Source organism: Marinobacterium sp. NO-S09 (genome assembly GCF_059179545.1).
Genome location: NZ_CP168954.1, coordinates 369,639 through 391,186, shown reverse-complemented (window position 1 = coordinate 391,186; position 21,548 = coordinate 369,639). Strand labels below are relative to the sequence as shown.

Sequence of the window (21,548 nt, the reverse complement as noted above, 5' to 3'; positions counted from 1 at the left end):
GCGAACACCTTCTATCCGTGAGATAAACAAAAAGGGGGCACGGAATGCGCCCCCTTGTCAGTCAGCCGCTTACAGCAGGCCGGCTTCTTTGTAGTACTTCTCTGCACCCGGGTGCAGAGGCGCTGTCAGCGCATCGCTGACCATCTCTTCTTTCTTCAGGTTAGCAAACGCAGGGTGCAGTTTGCGGAAAGTATCGAAGTTTTCGAATACCGCTTTCACCACGTTATAGGCAACTTCATCAGGCACTGCAGTGGAGCTGACAATCGTCGCACCTACACCGAAGGTGGTCACGTCATCCGGGTTGCCACGGTACATGCCGCCCGGCACGGTTGCCTTACGGTAGTAGCTGTTTTCACCTACCAGCATATCGATGGTGGCGTCGTTGACTTCAACCAGGTTGCTGTCACAAGACGTGGTCGCTTCCTTGATGGCACCACTGGGGTGACCCACCACGTAAACCATGGCGTCGATCTTGTTATCGCAGAGTGCGCTGGCCTGCTCGGACGCTTTCAGCTCGGACGCCAGTGCAAAATCATCGGCAGTCCAGCCCTTGGCGTTCATCAGCACTTCCATGGTGCCGCGCTGGCCAGAGCCCGGGTTACCAATGTTGACGCGCTTGCCTTTCAGATCGTTGTAGTTCTTGATACCTGCATCGGCACGGGCCACCACGGTGAACGGCTCGGCATGCATGGAGAACAGGGAACGCAGCTCAGGGTTGGCGCCCTGATCTTCAAACTTGGACGTACCGTTATAGGCATGGTACTGCCAGTCAGACTGGGCAACACCAATATCCAGCTCGCCTGCGCGAATGGTATTCAGGTTGTAAACAGAACCACCGGTACTTTCAACGGAACAACGAATACCGTGCTCGGAGCGGTCCTTGTTAACCAGTCGGCAGATCGCACCACCGGTCGGGTAGTACACACCGGTTACCCCGCCGGTACCGATGGTGATGAAGCTCTCCGCACTTGCGACTGTCGGTGCAGCAGCACCACCCATAGCTACAGCCGCAGTCATTGCTGCCGAGATCAGCGTTTTCTTCAGTGCCATAATCGAACTCTCCTGTTTCGGATCGGGATGGTTCCTGTCATACGATTGCCAGAAACCGGCTTCAGAATCTGAGTATTAGTCAGGCTTGCTCCATCTTCAAGATTTCACAGAACTTTTTACTGCTTTAGTTGTTTTACTTAACATATTCAGGAAATCTCTCTGTGCGCACCCTCCCCGCTTCGCTATAGTGGATTTGTGCCGCCACCTCAGGAGCCAACATGTATACATTGCCCGAACTGGAGCCTTTGCGAGATTTTGATGCCATTGCTGTACTGACCAGCGGTGGCGATTCCCCCGGCATGAACCCGGCCGTTCGTGGCGTAGTCCGCGCTGCCCTGAACCAGGGCATCTGTGTCTATGGCATACAAAAAGGTTACAGCGGCCTGCTGGCGGGCGACCTGCGACTGATGACCTCCTCTTCCGTGCGCAATATCGTTCAGCGCGGCGGTACCATCCTGAAAAGTGATCGCTGCGAAGCGTTCAAACAGCCGGAAAATCGCCGTACCGCTGTACAGATATTGAAAGATAAGGGCATTCAGGGACTGGTTGTGATTGGGGGTGATGGTTCCCTCACCGGGGCGCATTGCCTGGCAGAGGAAAGTGACCTTGCCGTTGTCGGTCTGCCCGGCACCATCGATAACGATATTTTCGGTACTGATGACACCATCGGCTTTGATACTGCCGTCAATACCGCGCTGGATGCCATCGATAAGATCCGTGATACCGCTTCCTCCCATGAGCGCCACTTCCTGGTCGAAGTCATGGGACGTAATTCAGGCTTTCTTGCCACCCATGTAGGGATCGCCGCCGGTGCTGAAATGGTCGTGGTGCCCGAGTATGAGGTCCATATTGAACAATTGGGGCAACAGCTCAGCGAAAGCCGCCGCAGTGGCAAGGGCTCCAGCGGGATTATCGTGGTGGCCGAGGGCCGTGACCCGGGCCTGACCTACCGCCTGGCGGAACAACTGCGGCAGCAGGGCGAAGACCCTCGCGTCTGTATCCTTGGCCACATTCAGCGTGGCGGGCAGCCCAGTGGCCATGATCGGGTGCTGGCATCCAGCCTGGGGGCAATGGCGGTAAGTTACCTGCTGGCAGGCTACAGCGACATTATGGTGGGCGTAGACGCAGGTGGCATCGTGGAAGTACCGCTGGACAGCGTTATTCGCTACCGTAAGGGGCTTGATCCACACCTGTTTGAGCTTGCGCTGCTGTTGCACAAGTAAACAGCCCCCACCAAGGAGCCCCCATGAACGCCCTGATTCGACTGTTTTTCAAAGGTCTATTGGTTTTACTGCCGGCCGTGGTAACCATTTATCTGGTTTACGCCATTTTCATGGCGCTGAACAACACCCTGTTTTCAGCGTTGGGCCAAATGTTTCAGCAGCTGATGCCCGGGCTGCAACCGGGCTGGGCCACTACGCTTTTGGCCATAGCTTCCACCCTGCTGCTGATCACACTGACAGGTGCTCTGGCCAGCAATTTCCTGGGCCGCTTCCTGTTCAACCGTTTTGAACAGTTAATGAAGCGCATTCCTCTGGTCAAGCTGCTCTACAACGCCATGCGCGACCTGTTCCAGGCATTTCTGGGCGAGGACAAGCGTTTTGATAAGCCGGCCCTGGTGTGCCTGAACGAGGAGTCGGGTATCAGAGTGGCCGGGTTTATAACCGCAGAAGACATGTCCAACTGGGGACTCGAGGATGACGTTGCTGTTTATCTGCCGCAATCCTACAATTTTGCCGGTAACCTGATCATTGTTCCCCGCGCACGCGTGACGCCGCTTGATCAGCCGGCAGGCGACGTCACCACTTTTATCGTCAGTGGTGGCGTCTCTACCCATAAGGAACAAGGCGGTGCTTAACCGAAGCGGCCGGCAATAAACGGGTTGGTTTGGCGCTCATGGCCAAAGGTGGACATGGGGCCGTGCCCGGGGATGAAATCGATCTCATCCCCTAACGGCAAGAGCTTTTCCTTAATAGACCGAATCAGCGTGTCGTGATCTCCCCGCGGGAAGTCGGTACGCCCGATCGAACCCTGGAAGAGCACATCGCCCACCAGTGCCAGCGCAGTTGGCTGATGATAGAAAATCACATGACCAGGTGTGTGGCCTGGACAATGTACGACATCAAGCGTGACTTCGCCAAAGCTGACCTGGTCACCGTCATCCAGCCAACGGTCCGGGCTGAACACGTCTACGGCCGGAAAGCCGAACATCTGGCTCTGCTGGGGCAGCCCTTCAATCCAGAATTCGTCATCCTTGCCCGGCCCTTCAATTTCAAGACCCAGCTCCTGTGATAAGGCCGCCGTGCCTCCCGCATGGTCGATATGTGCGTGGGTCAGCAGGATTTTCTCCAGCTTGACGCCTTCCTCGGCAACAGCCGCCTTGATCCGATCCAGGTCACCGCCCGGGTCGACCACTGCGGCCGCCCTGGTCTGCTCACACCACAGCAGCGTGCAGTTCTGCTGAAACGGGGTCACGGGAATAATGCGATATTTCATGCTGCTCCGACCGGTTTGAAAACGTTCGCATCAGTATATCGACCCCGATGACCAAAAGTCAGGTTTTGAAGCGGTTGATCTGCTCCTGCAATGCCAGGGAAAGTTGCTGCAGCTCTTCGCCACTGGACGCGACCGAATTGGCAGCCATCACGGTGCTTTCCGATGCCTGGGTAATACGTAGCAGGTTGGAGTTCATCTCCTCGGAGACCTGACTCTGCTCTTCGGCTGCCGCGGCTACCTGTACCCCCATGTCACGGATACGCGCCATCTGCTCAACAATGCGGACCAGCTCCTGACCTGCATGCGCCGCCGTCTGCACGCTGTCATCCGCACGCTGACGGGAACGTCCCATCACCTCAACCGCCTTCTGGGCAGCGCCGCGCAGGCGGTCATTCATGCTACGAATCTCTTCAGTCGATCCCTGGGTTCGCTGAGCCAGCTGACGCACCTCATCCGCCACCACGGCAAAGCCTCGACCGGACTCACCGGCACGGGCGGCTTCAATAGCAGCGTTCAGCGCCAACAGGTTGGTCTGCTCGGAAATCGCCTGGATCTCCTCCAGCACCTGGCCGATCTGAACCGTATCGCCTTCCAGTGCCTGAATCACTTCAGCAGCCTGCTCAACTTCCTGCGCCAGCGCCTGAATGCGATTAACGGTATCGTCCACATCGTGGTTACCCTCATCGGCTTCATGATCCGCCATCTCAATAGCGGCCGAGGTATCGCTGGCACTGCGCGCCACTTCATGCACACTGGCCGCCATCTCGTTCATCGCCGTGGACAACAACTCGGCTTCCTGGGCCTGGGCATCCAGTGCCGAGCTGGTTTCTTCAGCACTGCGCGCCAGGCCCTCAGCGCTGGAAGATACCTGACTGGCAGAACTGGCAATCTGATGAACCAGATCCTGGAAGGTCCCGAGAGTTTCATCGATGCGTCGCCCGACCTTGCCCAGTTCATCACGGCTGTTCAGGTCTGTACGAACGCGCAAGTCTCCTGCGGCCACCTGTTTCATTACATCCGAAATGTGCTCCAGCGGACCGGTAATGGAACGACTCAGCGGAATAGCCAAACCAGCCAATACCACCAGTGCACCCGCCAGCACCGCCACCATGAAGATCAGATCTTCGTTGAAAGCCTTATCCAGGTCGGTTACATAAACACCGGTGCCCACAACCCAGCCCCAGGCTTCAAACGGCTTGGCCAGCGTAATCTTGGTTTCAGCCTTGCCACTGGCAGGATTCGGCCATTTGTACTCGATTTCCGCCACATCCCTGCCACTGCCCAGCAAACCGGCCATATCGGCAAAGATTGCCTGGCCATCATCGGTGGTGCGACTTCTCAGAGACTGCCCGACAAGGTCCGGGTTGGTCCCGTGCGCCATCACTCGGGCGTCACCATCAAGTACAAAGAAGTAGTCATCGTCGTTGTATCGCATGCTTTCGAGCATCTGGCGCGCAGCGTCCTGCGCCTGTGCCAGTGTGACTTCACCTGCCTGGACACGTGATTGCTGAGCCTTCAGCAACCCCTCAGTACTGTCCAATAACGCATGCAGCTGATCTTTACGCTCCTGTACAAGGGAGTCGCGCATATCCAGCAGAGAAAGGGTCGACAACACCACCAGCATCAGGCTTGCAATCAGGACCAGCAGCCACAGCTTGGTACGAACAGTTAGATTACGCAGAATCATGGGGGGCTACTCAAGTTAGTTAATAAAGTCAGGAATTCGCTACAGATTAGCACAGTCAATGACAGGTAAAAGACCTTTTCAATTAGAGGGTTATATCATTGTTGGCTAATATTTGAACTCGCCTTGTACCAGTGCCGGAACACCTTGCGTGCTCGTCGGCGGGCGCGTTTAGAATAGACTTGCTGCGCATCCTTATTCACCTGTTCCAGCAGAGCTGCACGCTCCTCAATGATGGCCCGGGACAGGGTTTGCGGCACCTGAGCCTCCAACGGACGTAACGCATCAACCAGCACATCCAGGTCATGAATGCGCCCCAACGCACTTCCCAGCGGTTTGAGCCGCAGCATCCAGCGCTTGTCCACCTCCGGTTGCAACCAGTTAAGCTGATACATCCAGGCCTTCACCCATTTGCGCCAGCGATGCAGCGCTTCTACATCGGACTGCTGCAGCGCCAGCCTGCCCAACTCCTCTCCTTTGACACCCGTACGTATTAATCCCTGCAGCAGATGATCGCGTTTGAGCAACGGCCAGTCGACCGACTCTACTTCAGCCTGGAGCTGATCCAGCAGCACCAATGCTTCATCCAGAGGTACGGCCCTGTTATCCGCAGGTTGAAACTGTTCACCGAGCATCGTCACCATATCCCGATAGCCTGCCTCTGGCAGCTCAATATCAAGGCTGTCCAGGGTTTCCAGCATAACCGCATGATCACGCTGACCGGACAGTGCTCCCGCAACATCCCGTGCTGATGAATGCAGCAATTTTACTGATGCTTTGTCCAAACCGGGCCGAACCAGATACCAAAGTGCTCTCAGGCGCTTCATATCGACACGTGTTTGATGCACCACTTCATCTTGCTCAGCACTCTCCAGTTGAAAACCCTGCTCAATGCGCTGACGTGTCTGTGACAGCAAGTCCATCACGCTGCACTGAACTTCATCACCGGTGGTATCGGCCTGCAGGGGGCGCTGGGAACTCTTGCCCAGGGTAGCCGGCATATTCACTAACCTCCTTCTCGCTCCACTCGCACTTGTGGCGCGCCTTCATCGCCCACATCAACGTGCACCGCAATCGGACTGCAGCAGACGCCACAGTCTTCGCTATAGTCCTGTTCCGGTTCAGTCACATCCACTGTCAGACTGATCGGCTCACTACACCAGGGGCACATCAGCTCCACCACTTCCAAAGGGTTCATGGGTTACCCTCCCTCTTCTGGTCCACCTGCCGGTATGTAAGCAGGCTCTGGTTACAGCATAGACAGTCCGCCCCCAAGTGCCTAAACTAAGGCTTCATTCTTGGTCGGGGTGCCCGCATGTAGACGGGCTGAGATGAAACCCGCTGAACCTGATCCGGTTGGTACCGGCGTAGGAAATCGAGATGACCGTTACTATCACTCCATGCGTACGCATGGTCGGTGCGGTTTTCTCCCGTACAGGAGCTACCGCATGACAACACAGACATCCACACCCATTGCACTCACGATCGCTGGCTCTGACAGTGGCGGTGGTGCCGGGATTCAGGCCGACCTCAAAACCTTTTCCGCACTGGGTGTGTTTGGCACCTCCGTTATCGCCGCCCTGACGGCACAGAACACCCGCGAAGTCCGTGCCATTCACGATGTGCCGGCAGACTTTATTGCCGACCAGCTCAATACAGTGCTGGACGATATTCGCATCGATGCCATCAAGATCGGCATGCTCAGCCGCCCCGAAACCATCACCACCATTGCCACGATTCTGCGCGAACGCGAGCTGCGCAATATCGTGCTGGACCCGGTGATGGTCGCCAAAAGCGGCGACAAGCTGCTGGCTGACGAGTCAGTCGACGCCCTGCGACAGGAATTGCTGCCGCTGGCCACTCTGATCACCCCTAACCTGCCGGAAGCCGCCGTACTCCTGGCCACGGATGAAGCCGGTGATGCCGAACAAATGCAGGCTCAGGCTCAGCAATTGTTGGATCTGGGGCCGCAGGCGGTACTGGTCAAGGGCGGCCATCTGGCCGAATCCAGCAGCGCTGAAAGTGCGGACCTGCTGTTGAGTACCGAGCAAGCCCAGTGGCTGCCGGCCAAGCGTATCGCCACCGCCAACACCCACGGCACCGGCTGTACCCTGTCCTCAGCCATCGCCGCCGGCCTGGCCAAAGGCCTGGATGTCACCGCTTCGGTCACTGAAGCCAAGGCCTATATTACCGCTGCCATCGAAGCCGCTGACCGCCTGCAAGTAGGTTCCGGTCATGGCCCGACTCACCATTTCCACGCCTGGTGGTAAGACGTGGATATCCGTGTTGAGCAGGCCAGTCTGCACTGGCAGCACCACTGCGTCTTCAGCAACCTGAATCTGGACCTGCCCGACGGGCAATGGACCAGTATTCTGGGTCAGTCCGGCGTGGGCAAAAGCTCACTGGTGCAGTTACTGTGCGGGATTGCCGATGAAGCCGATATCAAGGGACAGATTCACTGCAGTGACGGCCACCCCCTTGCAGGGCGTGTGGCCTGGATGGCACAGCAGGACCTGCTGCTGCCCTGGCTCAGCCTGAAAGACAACGTACTGCTCGGGGCGCGCCTGCAGCAGAATCGTAAAGTATCCGCCCAACAGCAGGAGCTGGCCCTGTACCTGTTGCAGCAGGTCGGGTTGGGGGAGCGCGCCTCAGACCTGCCTGCACAATTGTCCGGCGGCCAACGCCAGCGTGTTGCCCTGGCCCGCACCCTGTTTCAGGACCAGCCACTGGTGTGCATGGACGAGCCCTTTTCGGCGCTGGATGCGATCAACCGCCTCAAACTGCAGAACCTGGCTGCCGAGCTGCTGGGTGATCGCACCGTGCTGATGATCACCCATGATCCGCTGGAAGCGTTGCGCCTGTCCGACCGTGTTCTGGTACTGCAGGGCAGCCCCGCTCAACTCTCAGACCCGATCACACCTGCAGGTACCTCACCCCGTCCACTAGATGACACCGAGCTGTTGCAACAGCAGGCTCAACTGCTCAGGCTGCTTGCAGAGGGGTGCGCATGATGACGCTACTGCGCCCCCTGATTATCGCTCTTGGGTTGATGCTGATCTGGCAGGCAATCGTCTGGCTGACTGGCGCGCCTCGCTTTATCCTGCCGGGCCCACTGCTGGTACTGGAAACACTGGTCAACCAGTTCCCGCTGTTGATGAAACACGCGGGCGTGACCCTGATGGAAATTCTGCTCGGCCTGCTGCTGGGCACCCTGTTGGGCCTTGCCAGTGCGCTGTCACTGGTGACCTGGGGTGGGCTCAGACGCTGGCTGCTGCCAGTACTGGTTGTGAGTCAGGCGATACCCGTATTTGCCCTGGCACCGGTGCTGATGCTCTGGCTCGGCTACGGCATGGCTTCCAAGGTCGCCATGGCGACGCTGATTATATACTTTCCGGTCACGGCGGCCTGTTTCGATGGTCTGCGCCAGACCCCGACCGGCTATCTGCAGCTGGCCCGTACTCTGAGTGCCAGCCGCCGTGCCCAGCTTCTGCAAGTGCGTTTGCCCGCCGCCCTGCCCGCCTTTGGCTCCGGGCTGCGTGTAGCCGCATCGGTCGCACCGATCGGTGCGGTCGTCGGCGAATGGGTGGGCTCTTCTACCGGGCTGGGCTATCTGATGCTCAATGCCAATGCACGCATGCAGGTCGACCTCATGTTTGCTGCTCTGCTGGTCCTGGCCGTCATCGCGCTGGGCCTCTACTTCTTCGTCAACCTGATCGCACGACGGCTCACCCCCTGGTTGAGCGAATCCACGTCGTCGGCAACCCGAGGTGATTCTCTATGAAACGACTGACCACATTGCTGTGCAGCTGCCTGCTGTCCGCTCAAGCACTGGCTGCCGATAAAGTCGAACTGCTGCTCGACTGGTTTATCAATCCGGACCACGGCCCGCTGATTGTCGCACAACAGAAGGGCTACTTCGCCGAGCAGGGGCTGGAGGTCAATCTGGTCGAGCCAGCCGATCCATCCATGCCGCCCAAACTGGTTGCCGCCGGCAAGGCCGATATGGCGATCACCTACCAGCCGCAGCTGCATGTCATGATCGATCAAGGCCTGCCGCTGACCCGAATCGGCACATTGGTTGCCACTCCGCTGAACTCACTGGTAGTACTGGAAGACGGTCCGGTGAAAACGCTGGCGGACCTGAAAGACCGCAAGGTTGGCTACTCCGTCGGGGGCTACGAAGAAGCCCTGATGCGCGCCATGCTCAAGCCGCACGGCCTGACACTGGATGATATCGAGATGGTCAATGTGAACTGGTCGCTGTCGCCCTCCCTGATCAGCGGTCAGGTAGATGCGGTGATCGGCGCCTACCGTAATTTCGAACTGAACCAGATGGATATTGAAGGCCACCCGGGCCGTGCCTTCTATATCGAAGAAGAAGGCGTACCGGCCTATGACGAGCTGGTACTGGTGGTCAATAACGAGACCCGCGGTGACGACCGTCATGCCCGCCTGATCAAGGCTGTCGAAAAAGCGACTCAGTATCTGGTCAACCACCCGGATGACGCCTGGAACGACTTTGTCAGCTACAAGCCGGATGAGTTGAATACCGAGCTGAACCGCCGCGCCTGGGCCGACACCCTGAGCCGCTTTGCCCTGCGCCCAGCAGCCCTGGATGAAGCCCGCTACCAGCGTGTCGGTGCCTTCATGCAGGAACAGGGTCTGACCAAAACCAACCCGCCCGTAGCTGACTACGCCATCGTGCCATAAGGATTGCAGCAAGATGACCTTTGCCAACTACCGCCAACAACACCCTCAGCTGCCACTCAGCGAGCAGCTTAGAGGGTTCGCCCAGGCAGACTGGGACCTGTCCGTGAGCCACCCGTTTACGCAAGCGCTGGGTGATGACCGCCTGGATGACGCTACCTATGCCCGCTATCTGGTGCAGGACTATGCTTTCATCGAAACGCTGGTGAACCTGGTGGCCCGGACCATTGCCAACGCCCCTGCGATGCCGCCGAAAACAGTGCTGGCCGGCTTTCTTGCCGCCCTGACCAGTGACGAGAACACCTACTTCCTGCGCTCTTTCGAAGCACTGGGGCTGAGTGAGGCAGACTACCTGAACCCTAAGCTGCATCCGGTCAGCCAGGCCATCATCGATACGATGCAAGCCTCCGAGCACCGCTACGAAGACGCGATCATCTGTCTCTGCGTTGCCGAGTGGTCCTACCTGAGCTGGTCTCAGGCGCAGGCCGAAAAGCCCCGCGGCAGCCGCTTCTACCTGCAGGAATGGATTGATATTCATGTGCTGCCGGAGTTTGAGCAGTTTGTCGCCTGGCTGCGTGCCCAGGTCGACAGCTTTGCCAATCAGGATGACACCCGCCTGGAACAACTGGCCGAGCTGTTTAAACGCATCTGCGTGCTGGAGCATCAATTCTTCAGCGCCAGCCTCGATCCTGCATCTGTAACCGAACAGGAGGTCCCGCGTGTCAGCAAATAAGTCTCTGTACGAACACCTGAAAGCCCAGTGTGCCGACGACTGGGACGCCTATATCCGGCATGACTTCGTGCGCCAGCTGGGTCAGGGCACCTTGCCCAAGGAATGTTTCCAGCATTATCTCAAGCAGGATTATCTGTTTCTGATCCAGTTCAGCCGCGCCTGGGGCCTGGCCGTGTTCAAGAGCGAAGACCTGGACAGCATGCGCTACGCCCAGGCGGGCCTCAACGCCATGCTGGATACCGAGATCGGTCTGCACGTGGATTACTGCCGTGACTGGGGCATCAGTGAAACCGACCTGCGTGCCCTGCCCGAAGCCTCGGCCACCGTGGCCTACACCCGCTATGTGCTGGATGCCGGTTTCGCCGGTGACCTGCTCGACCTGCACGTAGCACTGGCACCCTGCATCCTGGGTTATGCCGAAATCGCCAACTGGCTGGCCGCACAGCCGGATACCGTTCGTGAAGGCAATCCCTACAACGCCTGGATCGAGATGTACCTGAGCGAGGAATACCAACAGGCCGCCAACACCGAACGCGAACTGCTGGACAAGCTGGGACAGCAGCTGCCGGCGGATCGCATTGCAGCACTGGAAAAACGCTTTAGCACTGCCACCCGCATGGAAGTCAGCTTCTGGCAGATGGGCCTGGATCTGGCCGACTGATTATTACAATAAAGTCTCTGGAGAGATGATGAGCACACAGCATTTGAGCAACACGGCACAAGTAGACAAGGATTCCGTACAGCCCTTCCCGAAATCCCGGAAGGTATACGTTGAAGGCAGTCGCCCCGACATTCGCGTCCCCATGCGCGAGATCACTCTGGACGATACCCCTACCGATATGGGCGGCGAAAAGAACGACCCGCTGTATGTCTATGATACCTCTGGCCCTTACACCGACCCGACGGTGGAGATCGATGTCCGCAAGGGTCTGGCCCCCCTGCGTGAAAACTGGATTCTGGAACGTGACGACACCGAACAACTGGACGGCCTGACCTCCGAATACGGCCGCACCCGTGCCGCCGACCTGCGCCTGGACGAGCTGCGTTTCGAGCTCACCCGCCAGCCGCGCCGTGCACGCCCCTTAAAAGATGGCCGGGCAGGAAACGTGACCCAGCTGCACTACGCACGTCAGGGCATCATCACGCCAGAGATGGAATACATCGCCATCCGCGAAAACATGAAGCTGGCCAAGGCCAAAGCCGCGGGCAACCCGGTGGCCGAACAGCATCCGGGACAGGCATTCGGTGCTCAGCTGCCGGAGGAGATCACACCGGAATTCGTGCGCGATGAAGTTGCTTCCGGCCGTGCCATCATCCCCTGCAACATCAACCACCCGGAACTGGAACCGATGATCATCGGCCGCAACTTCCTGGTGAAGATTAACGGTAACATCGGTAACTCGGCGCTGGGTTCTTCCATTGAGGAAGAGGTCGCCAAGATGACCTGGGGTACTCGCTGGGGCTCCGACACCATCATGGACCTGTCCACCGGCAAGAACATCCATGAAACCCGCGAGTGGATCCTGCGCAACTCGCCGGTTCCGATCGGCACCGTACCCATCTACCAGGCGCTGGAAAAGGTTAACGGCGTGGCCGAAGACCTGAACTGGGAAGTGTTCCGCGACACCCTGATCGAACAGGCAGAACAGGGCGTGGATTACTTCACCATTCACGCCGGCGTACTGCTGCGCTACGTACCGCTGACTGCCAAACGCATGACCGGCATCGTCTCCCGTGGCGGCTCCATCATGGCGAAATGGTGCCTGGCGCACCACGAGGAAAACTTCCTCTACACCCATTTCGAAGAGATCTGCGAAATCTGCAAGGCTTACGATGTGGCCTTCTCTCTCGGTGACGGTCTGCGTCCGGGTTCCGTATACGATGCCAACGACGAAGCCCAGTTCGCCGAGCTGGAAACTCTGGGCGAGCTCACTAAAATCGCCTGGCAGCATGATGTGCAGGTGATGATTGAAGGTCCGGGGCATGTGCCCATGCACATGATCAAGGAGAACATGGACAAGCAGCTCAAGGAGTGCGAGGAAGCGCCCTTCTACACCCTGGGCCCATTGACCACCGACATTGCACCGGGCTACGACCACATCACCTCCGGGATCGGCGCCGCGATGATCGGCTGGTACGGCTGCGCCATGCTCTGCTACGTAACCCCGAAGGAACACCTGGGCCTGCCCAACAAGGACGACGTCAAGACCGGCATCATCACCTACAAGATCGCCGCTCACGCCGCCGACCTGGCGAAAGGCCACCCGGGTGCACAGATCCGTGACAACGCCATGTCCAAGGCGCGTTTCGAGTTCCGCTGGGAAGACCAGTTCAATATCGGTCTGGACCCGGACACTGCCCGTGCCTACCACGACGAAACCCTGCCCAAGGAATCGGCCAAGGTGGCACACTTCTGCTCCATGTGCGGACCCAAGTTCTGCTCCATGAAGATCTCTCAGGAAGTACGTGATCTGGATGACTCCCAGGTCGCGGCAATCAATGCCCAGGCCGAACAGGGCATGAAAGAAAAGTCGGAAGAGTTCAAAGGCAGCGGCGCCGAGCTGTACCACAAGGTATGACCTTCAGGGCCCCCTGCACGTCAGGGGGCCCTGAATTGTGAAGGCGCTGCCGGACCTGAATATCTTTTCCAGCATTCAGGAGCTGGACGGCTAGCTGGCGTCGTGCCAGTAAAAATGTCACAACCATCGGACATTATGCCCCTGGAGCGCTAAACTAGCGGACTTTTTGGGAGATGCTCCAGATGAAACGATTTCTGATCCTCGCGACGGCTAGCCTGCTGCTGTCGGGCTGCTGCGGCGTGCCCTTTGTCCCGGGTATTTAAGGCTCGATACTAGTACGGCCGTCTAGCCGCAATCTGCACGGCGCGGCCACTGCGAATCGGCTCATCAGCCAGAATTTCAAAGCCAGTCATGGCCAGCAGCGCCAGCAGGTCCGAGTCGTGATAGCGGTTGTGTTCAAAGTAGTCTTCGAACAGAGCCACCATCTCCTTCGCCCCCAAGGGTTCATCCAGTCGATCCTGGCCGAATTTATGCGTCAGAAAGCTGCCCAATGGCTGACGCACCATATCAATCACTATCAAGACACCACCGGGCTTGAGCCAGCCGTGCAGCTTTTGCAGCAGCACCAGTGGCTGATGCAGCTCGTGAAATAACCGGTTGGCCAGCGCCACATCCAGACTGGCGTGATCAAACAGGTCTGCAGGCGGGTCATTCAGGTCCGCCACCCGAATGCTGAAGCCGTAGTCATCCTCACAGGCCTGCTCCAACATATACGGCGCTGCTTCAACCCCCACCAGTTCAAGCGCCGGGCCGGTCAGGGACAAATCACGTAAAAACAGGCCGGGGCCACAGCCCAGATCCACGACTCGGCTGCCCTGCTGCAGTTGCGGGGCAGCATGCTCGGCCCAGAAGCGGCGGAAGTTGTCATCATGGTTGCGGGCATGGCCTTCCAGTGTTCGGGTCACGGCCCGTTGACCATCCCCGCCATGGTGACGGGTCAGGTAGTCACGCAGTTCCTGCAATGAGTCAGACATCGGATCTCTCCTGTAGACACAAAAAAGGCCGGAGAATCTCCAGCCTTTTCATTTACTTACATCGTCCGTTTAACCCAGTGAACGGCCGTTGATGTAAGCCTGCTCAGAAACGGCTGTCCATTTCTGCACCTGGTCGCGGAACTGGACAAATGAGTCATACACCTTCTTGGTCATTTCATCCTTCTCGGCTTCCTCAGCCACAACCTGATCAGAGATCTCACGCAGCTTGATCATGACATCATCCGGGAAGTTGCGCAGCTCGACACCGTGCTTGTTGACCAGCTGGTCCAGTGCCTGGTTGTTCTTGGTCATGAACTCGGCCAGCATGTCCTGGTTGGCGACACGCAGGGCGTTGCGCACGATGATCTGCAGGTCTTCCGGCAGGGCCATGAAGGCTTCCTTGTTGATGAAGCACTCCAGCGTGGTGCCCGGCTCATGCCAGCCCGGGTAGTAGTAGTATTTGGCAGCCTTGTGCAGACCAAATGCCATATCGTTGTACGGACCTACCCATTCGGTGGCATCAATGGCACCGGACTGCAGTGACGGGAAGATCTCGCCACCCGGCAGCAGTACCGGAGTACCGCCGGCACGCTTGAGCACTTCACCGCCCAGGCCCGGGATACGCATTTTCAGCCCCTTGAGGTCTTCAACGCCGTTGATTTCCTTGTTAAACCAGCCGCCCATCTGCACACCGGTGTTACCTGCGGCACCCGGTACCAGACCGAACTTGTCGTATACCTCTTCCCAGAGTTCCATACCGCCGCCCTGGTACAACCAGGCGTTCATTTCCTGAGCGGTCAGGCCGAAAGGTACTGCGGCGAAGAACTGCGCAGCCGTACTTTTGCCTTTCCAGTAGTAGGAAGCGCCATGTCCCATTTCCGCGGTGCCACGGGAGACGGCATCGAAGATCTCCAGTGCACCGACCAGTTCACCGGCACCGTACACTTTGACTTGGATACGGCCGTTGGACATTTTGTTGATCATCTCGGCCAGCTGGTTGGCACCGGTACCCAGGCCCGGGAAGTTCTTCGGCCAGGTAGTGACCATTTTCCACTTGAATTCAGGGGCCGCCATCGCCTTGGATGACATCATCGCACCAGCAGCTACAGTCGCAGCACCTGCGCCGCGAATAAATTGTCTGCGTTTCACGTGAGAATTCCTTATTCGTTGTAGTTTTTGTGTGAAAACTAGATGAAATTAGCATGCTCCCCCACCCCCTGCAATTGGCCCACGCAAACTGGCCTAAAGTGCTCATCCGCTGACGCATGGAGTCATGGGCGGGTATCCCATTCGTTGTTATACTGCCGTTAAAACAATGATTAACCGGAATCCTCGGAGATGAACTCCTTTAACCTGCTCAAATCCATTGCCGAAGCTCGACCGCGGTTGCGCAAGTCGGAACAGAAGGTGGCCGATTATGTGTTGGCCAACCCCAATGATGTCATCCACATGCGGATTGTCGATCTGGCCTCTGAAGCCCAGGTCAGTGAACCCACGGTCGTGCGCTTCTGTCGTGCCCTGGATTATGACGGCTTTCAGGATTTCAAACTGACCCTGGCACAGGGGCTGGCCAGCAATGCCAGCTTTGAGCAGTTCTCGCTGGACTCCAAGGATACGGTGATCGAGTTCAAGCAGAAAATCTTCGACTCGATGATCGGCAACCTGATCAACATCCGTGATCAGCTTGAGCCTGGTACGCTGGAAGAAGCCATTGATGCCCTGGCCAAGGCCAAACGTGTTGAATTCTACGGCTTTGGTGCCTCGGCGCCGGTCTGTGCCGACGCCCAGCACAAGTTCTACCGTTTGATGGTCTCGGCTGCCGCCTATTCCGACCCGCATATGCAGACTATCTCGGCCCTGACACTGGGTGAGGGTGATGTTGTCGTCGCCATTTCCCAGACCGGCCGCACCAAGGACCTGCTCCATACCGTGAAACTGGTCCGCGACAAGGGCGCGACGGTCATTACGCTCTGCCCGGGCGGTACCCCCCTGGCCGATCTGGCCACCATCCCCATCCATGTGGATGTGGAAGAAGACAAGGACCTGAGCACCCTGATGTCCTCCCGTGTGGTGCACCTGGTCATTATCGATGTTCTGGCGGTCGGCGTTGCCATGAAACTGGGCCCTGCGCTGGTTGATCACCTCAAGACCATCAAACGCAGTCTGCGCAGCCTGCGCCAGAATGACAAGCGCATCCCGCCCCTGCGCCGCCCCCATAGTGACGACCTCGGCGGCGAGTAATTCTCGCCGTCACACCGCTGACATACTCCTCTTTTAGTCTTGACTTGGCCCCAGGGTGTTTGAAATTTCACCAATATTGGGGTAAATAAGAATCTCCACTGTGTTTGCTGTCATCAGACAGACACAAAGTCTCCTGATTACAGCGACCCTGAGATCGGAGCAAGGCTATGCTGATAAGGAAAGAGCAGGACCTGGATCCCATCCGGACCGAGGTTTTCGACATCATGGTGGGTTACGATGTCGAAGAGAAGAATCGTCGCAAGCAGCACGCGACCCGCCGGCTGTTGGAAGCACGGCGCGCCATCGAACGCCGCAGAGAGGACAAGGAGCTCTCTACCTGGCTCGATGAAGAATCCTGGTTTGAAGAAAACGAATAGCGTGTGAAGCCCGCTCCGCAAGGAACGGGCTTTTTGTTTTCCGAACTCTGGAAACTATGAGTTCGGATACAGAATATTGAGCGGTACCGCACCACCGCCATCCACTACGACGGCTGCATGCTCACGCCGCAGCTGACGGGGCTCGGTGACGCCGCACGAATGCGCAATCAGCTCAACTTCGTGCACCAGGTTCTGGTGGAAGTTGGCTACGCGCTCGGCTTTCACATCGGGCACCAGCCCCTGCTGCAGTTTGGGGTCATGGGTGGTAATGCCGGTGGGACAGGTATTTTTGTTGCACTGCAGGGCCTGAATACAGCCCAGTGCAAACATGAAACCGCGCGCGGTTACCACGAAATCCGCACCCAGGCAGATCGCCGCCGCCACATCCGTGGGGTTGATCAGCTTGCCTGAGGCGATGATACGCACCCGGTTGCGCAGATTATGTTGATGAAGCTTGTTCACCAGCAGCGGCAGGCTTTCCCTCAATGGCAGGCCCACACTGTCCATCAACGGCATGGGTGCAGCCCCGGTACCGCCGTCGGAGCTGTCCAGCGTAATAAAGTCCGGCGCTGCTTCACTGCCCCGCTTCAATACCGCTTCACAAAAGCTGTCCAGCCAGTCGGTCGATCCCAGTACCAGTTTGAACCCCACCGGTTTGCCGGTCACTTCACGCACATGGGCAATAAAGTCGAGCAAGTCATCAATACTGGCGATTTCGGGATGACGGTTGGGACTGATGGATGCCTGCCCCACCGGAATACCGCGTGTTTCAGCAATTTCCGGCGTAACCTTGTCGCCGGGGAGAATACCGCCCTTGCCCGGTTTGGCGCCCTGGCTCAACTTGATCTCGAACATGCGTACCTGCTCGATCTCGGCAACCTTGGCCAGCTTGGCATCATCCAGGCGCCCCTCGGCATTGCGCACACCGTATTTGGCGGTACCAATCTGGAACACGATGTCACAGCCACCTTCCAGATGATACTTGGACAGAGCGCCCTCACCGGTGTTCATCCAGCAGCCGGCCCGCGCCGCCCCCTTGGACAGGGCCGTTACCGCAGGCGCCGACAGAGCACCAAAACTCATGCCCGACACATTCAGGAACGAAGGCGCTTCATAAGGCGTACGGCAATAGGGACCTATCCGCATGGGCTGGGTGCCGGCCGCATCCTCACTCAGGGTCGGAAAGGGGCAGTTGAGAAAGTAGTAGGTACCCGGCTTGCGCAGATCACGGGTAGAGCCGAAAGCGATGGTGTTATCGATGTTTTTTGCCGCCCGATACACCCAGGAGCGCTGCGCCCGGTTGAACGGCATCTCTTCGCGGTCCATGGCAAAAAAGTACTGCCGGAAAAACTCTCCCAGCTCTTCAAAGATGTAACGGAAACGTCCCAGTAAAGGGTAGTTGCGTCTTATGGTGTGGGCCGTCTGACGCTTGTCGATCTGATACATCACCACGCCGGTGACCAGCGCCGCCACAATCAGCAGCAGCACAATCACACCGATCAGCGCGATAAAGTCGATGGCCAGCATGAAAAGGGTCTCGTTCATCTCATCCGTGCTCCATTGCTTGAACGCCCCTATCCTACTCCGCTGCACGCTCGACAGCCATGACCTCAGCCCGGACAAGAACAGGCTTTACAGACGCTCAATGCGGAGTAATCTGAATGTCATCTGCACGTAAACCATCTACACGCAAACAAGGAAGAGGTCTGCCCCATGGACGTTACCAAGGTCGTTGTGTTACATGGACTGTATATGTCAGGGCTGGTGATGCAGCCGTTGTGCCGTCGCCTGGAAAAGCAGGGATACGAGATTCTGAACCTGAGTTACAACACCCTGTCGCCAGACCTGGAGAGCATCTGCCAGCGCATCGATGATTTTATCGATGCCTCCCCCACTGCATTCGTGTGCCACTCCATGGGCGGACTCATTGCGCGCCGCTACCTGGAGTCACAGCGCCCGGCCAGTCAGTGGGTCGACCGCGTGATCACTCTGGGTACCCCGCATAAGGGCAGCCACCTGGCACGTGAAATCCATGGCTCCCGCCTTAAGGCCATGCTGAAAAACAGTATCGAATATCTGCTCAATGACAATCAGCACTGGCCCTTTGACGCCCGTCTCTACAGCATCGCCGGCGACCTTCCCGTTGGCTTGATGCCCCTGCTGAGACGCGGCTCGGATTCCGATGGCACGGTGCTACTCGATGAAACCCGTATTACCGGTATGACCGAACACCGTGTGTTTCCGCTCAGTCATACCAGCCTGATCTATTCGCGCAGGGTTCTGGGCTATATTCTTGAGGTTCTGGCGGCACCCGCACCCGATTAACTTGAACTATCGCAAGCAATGAGCAGATAAATTGTCCATCTGTCGGGGTTTGGCTCATTATCTATACTAATAGCCAAAGGGGCAGGGGCCTGAAGCATGGAACAGGACAGGTATTCACACACAGATAACACTCGCTGGATCCGGTGGGGCTGGCATCTGCTGACGTGGGTCTGTATTGCCCTGGCTCTGATTGGTGTGGTATTGCCGGGCATGCCGACGACGGTGTTTGTGCTGATTGCCGCCTGGAGCGCTTCACGCTGCTCACCCCGCCTGCGCCGCTGGATTGAACAGCACAGTCTGTTTGGCCCCCGTCTGCGTAACTGGGAAGACGGCGGTTACATCGACCGACACACCAAGTGGGTTGCCAGTGGAGGCATGCTGGTCGCGCTGGCACTGATACTGGTATTTATTCGTCACCCGTTGGTGCTGATGCCCGTACTGGCTTTGCTCGCCACCGGCGCCTGGGTAGTCTGGTCCCGACCTGAGCCCGCGCCCCGACAGCTAAGCTGGCTCAAGCACTCGGATCCTTCCAAGCGCTGAACCAGTTTCAGTGATTATTCCACAGTCACGCTTTTGGCCAGGTTACGTGGCTGGTCCACATCCGTGCCCTTAAGCACCGCCACATGGTAGGACAACAGTTGCAGTGGCAAGGTAAAGGCGATCGGGTCCAGTACTGACGGCATCGCCGGCAGATGTATAACGTGCATGCCTTCCTGCGGCTGGATGCTCTCCTCACAGCCGGCAAACACAAACAGCTCGCCGCCCCGCGCCTTCACTTCCTGCAGATTCGCCTTGAGCTTGTCCAGCATGCCGTTACGCGGCGCCACGGCGATGACCGGCATCTCCTTGTCCACCAGCGCCAGAGGGCCGTGCTTGAGCTCACCGGCTGGATAGGCCTCGGCATGAATGTAGGAGATCTCCTTGAGCTTGAGCGCCCCTTCCATGGCCACCGGATACAGGCTGTTGCGCCCCAGGAACAAGGCGTGATGCTTCTCGGCGAAGTGAGCCGACATGGCTTCAATGGGGCCATCCAGCGTCAGCAACTGTTCCAGCAGAGCAGGCAGCTGCTGCAGGGCTGCAATCAGTTCCGATTCCTTCTGCTTCTCCAGACCATGGCGACGCCCCAGTGCAATAGTCGTCAGCATTAAGGCCACCAGCTGTGAGGTGAACGCCTTGGTTGAAGCGACACCGATTTCCGGGCCGGCATTGGTCATCAAACTGAGGTCGGACTCGCGTACCAGTGAACTGCCGGGCACATTGCAGATTGCCAGCGTCGCCAGCACACGTTCTTTCACTTCACGCAGTGCCGCCAGGGTATCGGCAGTCTCACCTGACTGAGACAGGGTCAGCAGCAAGGTGCCTTCCGGGAGAACCACCGGGCGATAGCGGAACTCACTGGCCACTTCAACCATGCAGGGGATACCCACCAGTTCCTCAATCCAGTACTTGGCGACCATACCGGCATGGAAACTGGTGCCACAGGCAACAATCTGAACCTGCTTGACCTGATCAAAGACGGCTGCGGCTTCACTGCCAAACGCTTGCTCCAGCAGATGACCAGAGGCAACCCGCCCTTCCAGCACCGCTTGCATGACTGCAGGCTGCTCGTAGATCTCCTTGAGCATAAAATGACGGAAATTGCCCTTTTCAGCACTGCCCTGGCCGTGCTCGTAGGTCGAAATCGCCCGCTCAACCGGCTCACCCGCGTCATTCAGCACCTGAATGCTGTCTGCCTTCAGGATGGCAATATCGCCATCTTCCAGAAACATGAAGCGGTCCGTAACCGGCAACAGTGCCAGTTGGTCCGAGGCGATAAAGTTTTCACCAATGCCCACACCTATCACCAGCGGGCTGCCTTTTCGTGCTGTCAGCAGTTGATCCGGCTGATCGGCATGGATAACACCCAGTGCAAAGGCACCTTCCAGGCGGGTCAGCGTCTGTTGCAGCGCCTGCTGCACGGTCGCACCGGACTGCATGGCACTGTCGATTAGATGTGCGACCACCTCAGTGTCGGTTTCCGATGAGAAACTGTAACCCTGCTGCTGCAGCTCCTGCTTAAGCGGTTCAAAATTTTCAATAATGCCGTTATGCACCACCGCCAGGCGTTCACCTGACATATGCGGATGGGCGTTGGCTTCAGAGGGTTTGCCATGGGTGGCCCAACGGGTGTGCGCAATGCCCAGACGTCCGGGCACCGGCGTCTGCTCACAGGCGTCGGCCAACGCTTTAACCTTGCCGATACGACGCAGGCGGTGAATATGGTCCTGTTCCAGCAGGGCCATCCCCGCCGAGTCATAACCGCGATACTCCAGTCGACGTAAGCCTTCCAGCAAAATGCCGGCAACCGGGCGCTCTGCGATAGCACCAACAATTCCACACATG

The 21,548-nt window shown here is 57.9% G+C and carries 22 protein-coding genes and 1 riboswitch; of the genes, 13 read left to right on the top strand and 9 right to left on the bottom strand.

Features of this window, described 5'->3' with window-relative positions:
• Positions 1-69: 69 nt before the first annotated feature.
• Positions 70-1,050 carry a TAXI family TRAP transporter solute-binding subunit gene (locus tag O3C79_RS01975; RefSeq protein WP_139327239.1) on the bottom strand — a complete coding sequence of 327 codons (981 nt, stop codon included), beginning with the start codon at positions 1,048-1,050 and terminating at the stop codon, positions 70-72.
• A 218-nt stretch (positions 1,051-1,268) separates the two neighbouring features.
• Here O3C79_RS01975 and pfkA point away from each other — a divergent pair, with 218 nt between their 5' ends.
• Both pfkA and O3C79_RS01965 read left to right on the top strand, forming a co-directional pair.
• Positions 1,269-2,273 (top strand): 6-phosphofructokinase, encoded by a 1,005-nt coding sequence (pfkA, locus tag O3C79_RS01970; protein ID WP_494384602.1) that lies wholly within the window; start codon positions 1,269-1,271, stop codon positions 2,271-2,273.
• Between the two features lie 23 nt (positions 2,274-2,296).
• On the top strand, positions 2,297-2,908 hold the full coding sequence (locus tag O3C79_RS01965; protein WP_494384601.1) for a DUF502 domain-containing protein: 612 nt from the start codon (positions 2,297-2,299) through the stop codon (positions 2,906-2,908).
• Here the strand turns inward: O3C79_RS01965 and O3C79_RS01960 are convergent.
• The 4 genes from O3C79_RS01960 to O3C79_RS01945 form a co-directional block, all read right to left on the bottom strand.
• Positions 2,905-3,546: an MBL fold metallo-hydrolase gene (locus O3C79_RS01960; RefSeq protein ID WP_494384600.1), complete on the bottom strand. Its 642-nt coding sequence runs from the start codon at positions 3,544-3,546 to the stop codon at positions 2,905-2,907. The genes O3C79_RS01965 and O3C79_RS01960 overlap by 4 nt on opposite strands.
• Positions 3,547-3,604: 58 nt before the next feature.
• Positions 3,605-5,233 carry a methyl-accepting chemotaxis protein gene (locus tag O3C79_RS01955; RefSeq protein WP_494384599.1) on the bottom strand — a complete coding sequence of 543 codons (1,629 nt, stop codon included), beginning with the start codon at positions 5,231-5,233 and terminating at the stop codon, positions 3,605-3,607.
• Between the two features lie 95 nt (positions 5,234-5,328).
• Positions 5,329-6,231, bottom strand: coding sequence for a CHAD domain-containing protein (locus tag O3C79_RS01950; RefSeq protein WP_494384598.1), 903 nt, complete (start codon positions 6,229-6,231; stop codon positions 5,329-5,331).
• Between the two features lie 5 nt (positions 6,232-6,236).
• Positions 6,237-6,428 carry a zinc ribbon domain-containing protein gene (locus O3C79_RS01945; protein WP_010324509.1) on the bottom strand — a complete coding sequence of 64 codons (192 nt, stop codon included), beginning with the start codon at positions 6,426-6,428 and terminating at the stop codon, positions 6,237-6,239.
• 95 nt (positions 6,429-6,523) lie between these two features.
• A riboswitch (TPP riboswitch) is annotated at positions 6,524-6,621 on the top strand.
• 57 nt (positions 6,622-6,678) lie between these two features.
• Between O3C79_RS01945 and thiD the strand changes: the two genes are divergently transcribed.
• The 7 genes from thiD to thiC are packed head-to-tail and all read left to right on the top strand — an operon-like array spanning position 6,679 to position 13,249.
• Entirely contained in the window at positions 6,679-7,500 is an 822-nt protein-coding gene (thiD, locus tag O3C79_RS01940; RefSeq protein WP_494384597.1) for a bifunctional hydroxymethylpyrimidine kinase/phosphomethylpyrimidine kinase, read from the top strand.
• 3 nt (positions 7,501-7,503) lie between these two features.
• The gene (locus tag O3C79_RS01935; RefSeq protein ID WP_494384596.1) at positions 7,504-8,241 is read left to right on the top strand and encodes an ABC transporter ATP-binding protein; all 738 of its coding nucleotides are present in this window, start codon (positions 7,504-7,506) and stop codon (positions 8,239-8,241) included.
• Positions 8,241-9,011, top strand: coding sequence for an ABC transporter permease (locus O3C79_RS01930; protein WP_494385769.1), 771 nt, complete (start codon positions 8,241-8,243; stop codon positions 9,009-9,011). The genes O3C79_RS01935 and O3C79_RS01930 overlap by 1 nt, the downstream gene beginning before the upstream one ends.
• Positions 9,008-9,940 (top strand): ABC transporter substrate-binding protein, encoded by a 933-nt coding sequence (locus O3C79_RS01925; protein ID WP_494384595.1) that lies wholly within the window; start codon positions 9,008-9,010, stop codon positions 9,938-9,940. Before O3C79_RS01930 ends, O3C79_RS01925 begins: the two co-directional genes overlap by 4 nt.
• A gap of 13 nt (positions 9,941-9,953) precedes the next feature.
• Positions 9,954-10,670: a TenA family protein gene (locus O3C79_RS01920; RefSeq protein WP_494384594.1), complete on the top strand. Its 717-nt coding sequence runs from the start codon at positions 9,954-9,956 to the stop codon at positions 10,668-10,670.
• Complete coding sequence (gene tenA / locus O3C79_RS01915; protein ID WP_494384593.1) at positions 10,657-11,331, top strand: thiaminase II; 675 nt, start codon at positions 10,657-10,659, stop codon at positions 11,329-11,331. Before O3C79_RS01920 ends, tenA begins: the two co-directional genes overlap by 14 nt.
• Positions 11,332-11,356: 25 nt before the next feature.
• The gene (gene thiC / locus O3C79_RS01910; protein ID WP_494384592.1) at positions 11,357-13,249 is read left to right on the top strand and encodes a phosphomethylpyrimidine synthase ThiC; all 1,893 of its coding nucleotides are present in this window, start codon (positions 11,357-11,359) and stop codon (positions 13,247-13,249) included.
• 272 nt (positions 13,250-13,521) lie between these two features.
• Here the strand turns inward: thiC and O3C79_RS01905 are convergent, their stop codons facing one another.
• Positions 13,522-14,223 (bottom strand): class I SAM-dependent methyltransferase, encoded by a 702-nt coding sequence (locus O3C79_RS01905; RefSeq protein ID WP_494384591.1) that lies wholly within the window; start codon positions 14,221-14,223, stop codon positions 13,522-13,524.
• A 69-nt stretch (positions 14,224-14,292) separates the two neighbouring features.
• Entirely contained in the window at positions 14,293-15,372 is a 1,080-nt protein-coding gene (locus O3C79_RS01900; RefSeq protein ID WP_139327238.1) for a TRAP transporter substrate-binding protein, read from the bottom strand.
• 189 nt (positions 15,373-15,561) lie between these two features.
• Between O3C79_RS01900 and O3C79_RS01895 the strand changes: the two genes are divergently transcribed.
• Entirely contained in the window at positions 15,562-16,464 is a 903-nt protein-coding gene (locus tag O3C79_RS01895) for an SIS domain-containing protein (RefSeq protein WP_010324498.1), read from the top strand.
• A 167-nt stretch (positions 16,465-16,631) separates the two neighbouring features.
• Positions 16,632-16,841 (top strand): PA3496 family putative envelope integrity protein, encoded by a 210-nt coding sequence (locus O3C79_RS01890; protein ID WP_494384590.1) that lies wholly within the window; start codon positions 16,632-16,634, stop codon positions 16,839-16,841.
• 54 nt (positions 16,842-16,895) lie between these two features.
• On the opposite strand, the gene O3C79_RS01885 is transcribed toward O3C79_RS01890, so the two are convergent.
• Positions 16,896-18,386, bottom strand: a complete 1,491-nt coding sequence (locus O3C79_RS01885) for an FMN-binding glutamate synthase family protein (RefSeq protein WP_010324496.1) — start codon at positions 18,384-18,386, stop codon at positions 16,896-16,898.
• A 168-nt stretch (positions 18,387-18,554) separates the two neighbouring features.
• Here O3C79_RS01885 and O3C79_RS01880 point away from each other — a divergent pair, with 168 nt between their 5' ends.
• Both O3C79_RS01880 and O3C79_RS01875 read left to right on the top strand, forming a co-directional pair.
• The gene (locus O3C79_RS01880; protein ID WP_494384589.1) at positions 18,555-19,166 is read left to right on the top strand and encodes an esterase/lipase family protein; all 612 of its coding nucleotides are present in this window, start codon (positions 18,555-18,557) and stop codon (positions 19,164-19,166) included.
• Between the two features lie 96 nt (positions 19,167-19,262).
• Positions 19,263-19,706, top strand: a complete 444-nt coding sequence (locus tag O3C79_RS01875) for a YbaN family protein (protein ID WP_494384588.1) — start codon at positions 19,263-19,265, stop codon at positions 19,704-19,706.
• 14 nt (positions 19,707-19,720) lie between these two features.
• Here the strand turns inward: O3C79_RS01875 and glmS are convergent, their stop codons facing one another.
• Positions 19,721-21,547, bottom strand: coding sequence for a glutamine--fructose-6-phosphate transaminase (isomerizing) (gene glmS / locus O3C79_RS01870; RefSeq protein WP_010324493.1), 1,827 nt, complete (start codon positions 21,545-21,547; stop codon positions 19,721-19,723).
• Between the last annotated feature and the right edge of the window lies 1 nt (position 21,548).